The following is a 6,305-nucleotide window of genomic DNA, read 5'->3' on the forward strand; positions in this document are numbered from 1 at the left end:
GTTATAAATATTCATTAGTAAGCTATAAAATCCTTCATACCAAAAATCTCCCAATCATTTAATACTGGCATTATATATAATAGCTTTATTAAATAGAACGGCTTTCAGATAAGATGCATATTTGTACAGATGAAATACAGTCGGCAAAAAGTAAAAAAGTATAACCCGTCTGCCGTATGACAGACGGGAACTTTCATTACTCTATCGGAAGCTGAATTTCTGTAAGCCAGTCGTCAACAGAATCCTTGTTCCAGATTCCGTCGATGTAACATTCGCGGCTGAGTCCTGCGATTTTGTAGCCATTTTCTTCGGCATATTTCATAATGAAAGCGTAAGCCTCGCCAATCTGATCGTAAGCTCCTTTATGGAAAATGCTTAAGACTTTTACGGCAGGAAGTTTTTTGAACTTGATATTCTCGCTCTCCTGTCCAAAGTCGGTAACGGCTTCCACATGGCGGATAAGAACGTTGTTTTCCCGATATTCGCCATCTGGGTATTCACAGAATTCGTAAGGCGGTTCCGCACAGTTTAGGTTTGGATTGAGCTTTTTGAATTCTTCGCCAATTGCAGGAATTACATGCATCATATCTGAATATTTTGCGAGTCTTTTTTCCGCAATGTAGACAATCTGCTCCGGGATATTTTTTACTGTAACCTGATACTTCATAGTAGTTTTCTCCAAAATATGTTTGATAATTGAAAGACGGACGTCAATTTCTTTTTGCTGAACTTGGAGTTGCAGGGCTTTTTCTTCAAGGATTTTGCGCGCATTATTTCCTTTAAAAATTGCCTTGATTTCTTCAATCGACAAGTCAAGCTGGCGGTAAGATTTGATTTTTGCCGCCTGCCTCAGTTGTTCAGTCGTGTAAAAGCGGTATCCCGTCCATTCGTCAACGGAAGCAGGAATCAGAAGGCCTTCCTTTTCGTAGAATCTGAGTGCCTTTACAGTCATCTGACACAGCTTTGAAAACTCACCGATTTTCAGCATAAGATTTCGTCCTCCAACTGATATGAAGTCTAAGTTATCCCTTAAGGGGAGAGTCAAGAAAGATTCTAAAATATTCTGAGAATTTTTTCATGCATTTCATCGCTCAATCCATGCATCTTGTCTGAAATCAGTTGTTCTTCATAGAAAAATATCATAATAATTATACAAGGAAATATGATTAAGATAGATGATTTACAGCTTATAGGCTCCGGTGCAACGGCAAATGTCTATTTATATGACAAGAACAAGATCATTAAGTTATTCAACAATGATTATGACATTAACGCTGTTAATTATGAAGCTAAAATCGCACAAGAGATTAATGACTCATGCATCACTGCGCCAAAATTTTATCAGACAATTATAATCAACGGGCAAAATGGTATAGTCTATGAATATGTTGAAGGTGAATTACTGTTTTCCCTGCTGGTAAAATCTTCCTTGCCGCAAGGCATAAAGCTGATAAAAAAATTAGCACAAACCCAAATCAGCATTAATCAAAAAAGAAATAACAATATTACAAGCCAAATTGACCGTTTTTCCTATCTGATTAATAAATCAACTGGAATAGAATCATACAAAGATGTCCTGATTGAGGGCTTGAAATCAATAAAACAGGATAATTGTATTTGTCATGGTGATTTACATGCGGGAAACATAATAGTAAACAGCTCAGGTTATGTAGCGATAGACTGGATGAATTGTTATGCAGGAAATAAAGAAGGCGATTTGATACGAAGTTATTTGATGTTAGTTTCGCCATATATTCCTTTTCCCGCCGGAAGAATCATAAGAATATTGTTCAGGATTTATAAAAATATACTTGGTCATGTTTATATGAATGAGTATTTGAAACTTACCAAACTGAAGAAAAAAGAGCTTAGGAAATGGTATTCAATAATTGCCGCCTCACGATTAGCTGACAATATTCCTAATGAAGAGAAGTGGTTAATAAAAATCATCAGGAAGAACATCAATTACCTAAAAAAACTTCAACCGAGGGTTTGAAATATTTTCTGTAAATAGTGGAGTAGAAAACAAATGATCAGAGAAGTAAAAAGGGAAGAAATACCGGACTGTGTAAGCCTTATAAAGAAAGCATTTTTGACCGTTGCAGATGAATTTGGATTTACGGAAGAGAATGCACCGAGATTTACTGCATTTGCAACCAATATGGAATCATTCTTGGAGCAATCTTCACTGTTGCCTTCCTCTTATTCAGTCGTTCTCTGGTTTCCATCTTCTTACAGGACAGCGAACTGATTGAACTTTCAGCCCGTTTCCTTAGAGTGCTCTGCCTATCAGCTGCTTTCTTGGGAATTGTGAACATGGTCACTGCATACTTCCAGGCACTCGGAAAAGCAAAGAGCTCACTCAAAATCACAATGCTCCGAAACGTAATCCTCTTTATTCCGGGAGTTTTCATCCTGAATGCACTCTTTGGAATAAACGGTGCCATTGCAGCTCAGCCAGTTGTAGAAATCATCCTTACTGCCATCTGCCTTTTGATGATGAACTACAGTCAGAAGAAAGAAGAAAAACTGATGCTGAAAACTCAGGCTGCATAACTGACTTCGTCCTCTTTTTGTAATCAAATGTTTGCCAACAGGAAAACACTATGGCAAGCATTTTTCATTAAAGTAGTACTTGAATTATCTGAGAAATAGAATAATTCAAGTACTACTCAGTTATAACCTAATCCATGGTTTTGTTTCATATCGTAAGTTTTCTGCATTATTTGCTGCATTGCTTACATCTATCTGATAAGAATTTGTACTTGAATATCTTTTTTTCCAATTACTAATATTTTCAAACGTAACAGATGTTAATACTGAACAACCATAAAATACACAATCGTAAGTATCATTGCTTGAATAGTTTAACAATTCCTGCACTCTCTTCCCAATCGTTACCGCTGTCAGAGAGGTACAATTTTTGAACGCACCTTGTTCAACAGTTATTGCATCAATCGATACAGCAGAAAGAGTAGAACATCCCATAAAAGCAAATTCTTTTATTGTTGTAACATCAACTATATCAACAGTATTGAGATTAATTGCATAACCAAATGCATAACTTCCTACTGTTATAATGTTCTTGAGAGTTACACTTGTAAGCGTTTTATTATTACCAGAATAATCACCAGCTGTTGAAGAACCAAACGAATAAGCACCAATAGTATTTATGTTTTCCAGATATACAGTTTGCAAATTCTGACATGAACAAAAGGCATTTGTTCCAATAGTTTTTATATTCTTTAAGTGTACGGTTTCAAGATTTCTACAATAATTAAATGCATAGTTTCCAATTGTTTCAGGACCAATAATTTCAACCGTCTTCAAAGCATCACAAGAACTGAAGGCCCAAGTTCCTATTGTTTTTATGCTACTTGGTATTGAAATCTCCTTTAATCCATCACAATTATAAAACGCATAGCTGCCAATCGTTGTCAGGCTAGAAGGGAAAACGACAGATACAAGTTTTTTACAATCCTTGAAAACAGAAGTATTGCTGCTTGCAGGACTTATTGTTACCAGCCCCTGAGTTTCTGACAAATCGAGAGTAATTTCAACATTTGATTTTGCGATTTTAGTCGCCAGGCTCACAAGTGTCGTCTGTGAAATATTACCAGTAACTTTTACCGTAAAAGCATCTGTAAGATTAGATAAGTTTAAGTCTTCAACTGTTGAAGCTGTAGCTGTGATTCCATAATACCACTGAGCATATAAAACCAAATCACTATCGACAGAGACAGTTTCCTTATTTTCATAAACAACTTGGCCATTACTACTCGTGGCCCATCCATTGAATGTATATCCAGGCTTATCAAATGTATTTGCTTTTATTGTCTGTTGAACCCCATAATAGAAAATCTGGGAAGTCATCGTTCCACTGGCACTGTTAGCATTAAAAGAGACTGTATATGTATTTCTGTCATAATAAATCTTTACAACAGAGTTACCACTCTCATTGATAGTCACTTGTGAAAATGACTTAGCTGTAAATCCTGTATAAGTTTTAGCTGCTGCCTGTGTTTTCTCCCCTGTTTTTCCAGACAGATTCTGTGTATCACCAGTTACGAGTTCATAGTTATTTCCGAGGGAAGTTGTCTGCTTATAATGCTGTACTTTGTAAGTAACTGTTTTAGGTTCGTTCCAAACAGCATACAATGTAATATCACGAGAAGTTTCAAATTTTGACTTATTAGAATACTCGACCTTACCCGATGCGGACGAAGACCAGCCGACAAATACATAACCAGTATTTGAAAAACTGTTTTCTGTTAATGGCTGAGGACATCCATAGTAAAATTCCTGAGTAATTGCCTCTCCAGTTCCACCATTTGAATTAAATGAAACAATATATTTTCTTCTAATATAATATATTCTAACCACTGTTGAGCCGTCTGCAGCGATCTTAGTTTGAGAATATAAATCTGCAATAAAACCATCGTAAGTTTTTGGAACAGCTTGAGTTAATGAATCTGTTTTACCTGCATGATTCTCTGATTCAACATAAACATATGATTCGAGGTTAGTCTCAAGTGCTGTATTCTGCTTGTAATGTTCAACTTTATAAATAGTATCTGTATTTGCAATCCATTTTGCATAGAAGGTCGAATCAGATGTTAATACATATGGAAAAGAAATCTGGTTCTGCAATTCGGATTCTTTATACCATCCTAAAAGAACATAACCAGTTCTTATAGATTCAGGTGCGGCACTAATTATTGCGGTATCCAAAGCAGTAACTTCACTTCCACCATTTGTTTCAAACTGAACATGGCAGATCTTTATCCACTTTGCATAAAGCGTAATTGATTCAGAAAGATAATATGGAAACTGGATTTGCTCTCCGCCAAAATCTGAACTCTCATACCATCCGACAAAATAATATCCATCGCGAGTTGTATCAGGAGCTGCTGTTATTACATCTGTCTTATAGGCAGCAATCTCAGAACCTCCATTTGTAGCAAAATGTACTGAATACTTTTGAGTCCACTTTGCATAAAATGTAGTATCCTCAGCAGGTTCATATGGGAAAGATACAGGTTCCCCTGAAAAATCAGCTGACCGATACCAGCCGCTAAATGTAGCATCATTTTTTTGAGTCTCAGGTGCTTTTTCAATTTTACAGGAACGGAATGGTTCAATCTGAGTTCCTCCGTTTGTCTCGAAAGACACTTCATATAACTGAACTTCATCTATGAGAAGAAGATTCTCACAGGAAGAAAGAATAAGTACGAGCATTACTGAAAAAGCTGACATAACTGAAATAATTGATTTTCTCATAATACAACCTCCACACCCTGTTCTAGAATCTCATTCCTACATACATTCCGCATCCAAAAAGATACGGATATCCAAAACGTATTTCCGGTTCAATATAGAAATTGTTTAAAGCAAACCTGTATCCGATTGAAGCACCACCATTAAATGCGGGTTTAATATTTGAATTAACAAAGAACAACGAAGTTCCTGCCTGAAGTTCAGTATAAATACCAGTAACAGGCTCTCCCGTAAGAGAGACAATATAAAACCTGAAAGTTCCCAATGCTTCAAGCGTTACTAAATCATTATTCTTCTCATACATGTCATAACTAGCCGCAGCTTTTGCACCAATTGATATTTTTCTCCATGGACTGTAATCAAAAGCAAAACCTACGGACGGTGATATAAAATCAAGAGAGTTTTTATTTGCCTCTACAAGAAGACCAAGAGATACTTTCTTGTAATTTGGAGCTCTTCCTAAAAGCTGTTCTGTTTTCTGAGAGTACTGAAACTCATATGTTCTTCTAAATAGATATGCTCCTGTTTTTACATCAAGCATTCTTACACGCAAAATATAACTGCTGTTAAACTCCTCCAGTTTTCCAAAAACAATGAATCTGGCGCCAAGTCGTTCTGCTACCGAAAGAATTGTTTTCTCACTTGCAACTCCTGAATTCTGAAACTTCAATTCTTTTTCTACCTTATCCATATGCTCACGGGTTACAATCTGGAGCAATCCATCTTCTGCAAAAATAGAATCTGCAAGCTGCTCGCGAATATATAAGGTCATGGCCTGGCTTGGGCTTTCAAAATCATCAATAGCCAAAATAGATTTCGCATCGCATTTCTCTGTAATATCAACTGCTGCCTTTGTAATAGCACCATCTATTGTTGTATTTGCGAAAAGCAGTCCTGAAAGCAAAAATGAGATAGTTAAAATGATTATTCGTTTATTCATAGATACCACCTTATAAACACCGCGTTAGCGGTCGTACAGGATGTACGAAATCGCAGTTTTGCCAACGGCAAAATCTGCATATTAAAAA

Annotated in this window: 6 protein-coding genes; 3 read left to right on the forward strand and 3 right to left on the reverse strand. The window is 36.4% G+C overall.

Features of this window, described 5'->3' with window-relative positions; translation table 11 throughout:
* Positions 1-196: 196 nt before the first annotated feature.
* Positions 197-988, reverse strand: coding sequence for a MerR family transcriptional regulator (locus MSI_RS08885; RefSeq protein ID WP_009105956.1), 792 nt, complete (start codon positions 986-988; stop codon positions 197-199).
* Between the two features lie 174 nt (positions 989-1,162).
* Here MSI_RS08885 and MSI_RS08890 point away from each other — a divergent pair, with 174 nt between their 5' ends.
* The 3 genes from MSI_RS08890 to MSI_RS14315 are packed head-to-tail and all read left to right on the forward strand — an operon-like array spanning position 1,163 to position 2,556.
* Positions 1,163-1,996, forward strand: a complete 834-nt coding sequence (locus MSI_RS08890) for a phosphotransferase (RefSeq protein ID WP_009105959.1) — start codon at positions 1,163-1,165, stop codon at positions 1,994-1,996.
* 33 nt (positions 1,997-2,029) lie between these two features.
* Entirely contained in the window at positions 2,030-2,251 is a 222-nt protein-coding gene (locus MSI_RS15010) for a hypothetical protein (protein WP_237706499.1), read from the forward strand.
* A complete protein-coding gene (locus MSI_RS14315; RefSeq protein WP_237706500.1) occupies positions 2,218-2,556 on the forward strand; it encodes a polysaccharide biosynthesis C-terminal domain-containing protein in 339 nt (112 codons plus the stop codon). The genes MSI_RS15010 and MSI_RS14315 overlap by 34 nt, the downstream gene beginning before the upstream one ends.
* A gap of 120 nt (positions 2,557-2,676) precedes the next feature.
* Here MSI_RS14315 and MSI_RS08900 read toward each other — a convergent pair whose 3' ends face one another.
* The gene (locus MSI_RS08900) at positions 2,677-5,280 is read right to left on the reverse strand and encodes an InlB B-repeat-containing protein (RefSeq protein ID WP_009105964.1); all 2,604 of its coding nucleotides are present in this window, start codon (positions 5,278-5,280) and stop codon (positions 2,677-2,679) included.
* 22 nt (positions 5,281-5,302) lie between these two features.
* Positions 5,303-6,217, reverse strand: a complete 915-nt coding sequence (locus tag MSI_RS08905; RefSeq protein ID WP_009105966.1) for a hypothetical protein — start codon at positions 6,215-6,217, stop codon at positions 5,303-5,305.
* Between the last annotated feature and the right edge of the window lie 88 nt (positions 6,218-6,305).

This window comes from Treponema sp. JC4 (assembly GCF_000260795.1).
Taxonomy (GTDB): Bacteria; Spirochaetota; Spirochaetia; order Treponematales; family Treponemataceae; genus Treponema_D.

Excerpts from the sequence above, each read along its gene's own strand:
- MSI_RS08885 (WP_009105956.1), bottom strand. The coding sequence starts at position 988 with ATGCTGAAAATCGGTGAGTTTTCAAAGCTGTGTCAGATGACTGTAAAG.
- MSI_RS08890 (WP_009105959.1), top strand. The coding sequence starts at position 1,163 with ATGATTAAGATAGATGATTTACAGCTTATAGGCTCCGGTGCAACGGCA.
- MSI_RS15010 (WP_237706499.1), top strand. The coding sequence starts at position 2,030 with ATGATCAGAGAAGTAAAAAGGGAAGAAATACCGGACTGTGTAAGCCTT.
- MSI_RS08900 (WP_009105964.1), bottom strand. The coding sequence starts at position 5,280 with ATGAGAAAATCAATTATTTCAGTTATGTCAGCTTTTTCAGTAATGCTC.
- MSI_RS08905 (WP_009105966.1), bottom strand. The coding sequence starts at position 6,217 with ATGAATAAACGAATAATCATTTTAACTATCTCATTTTTGCTTTCAGGA.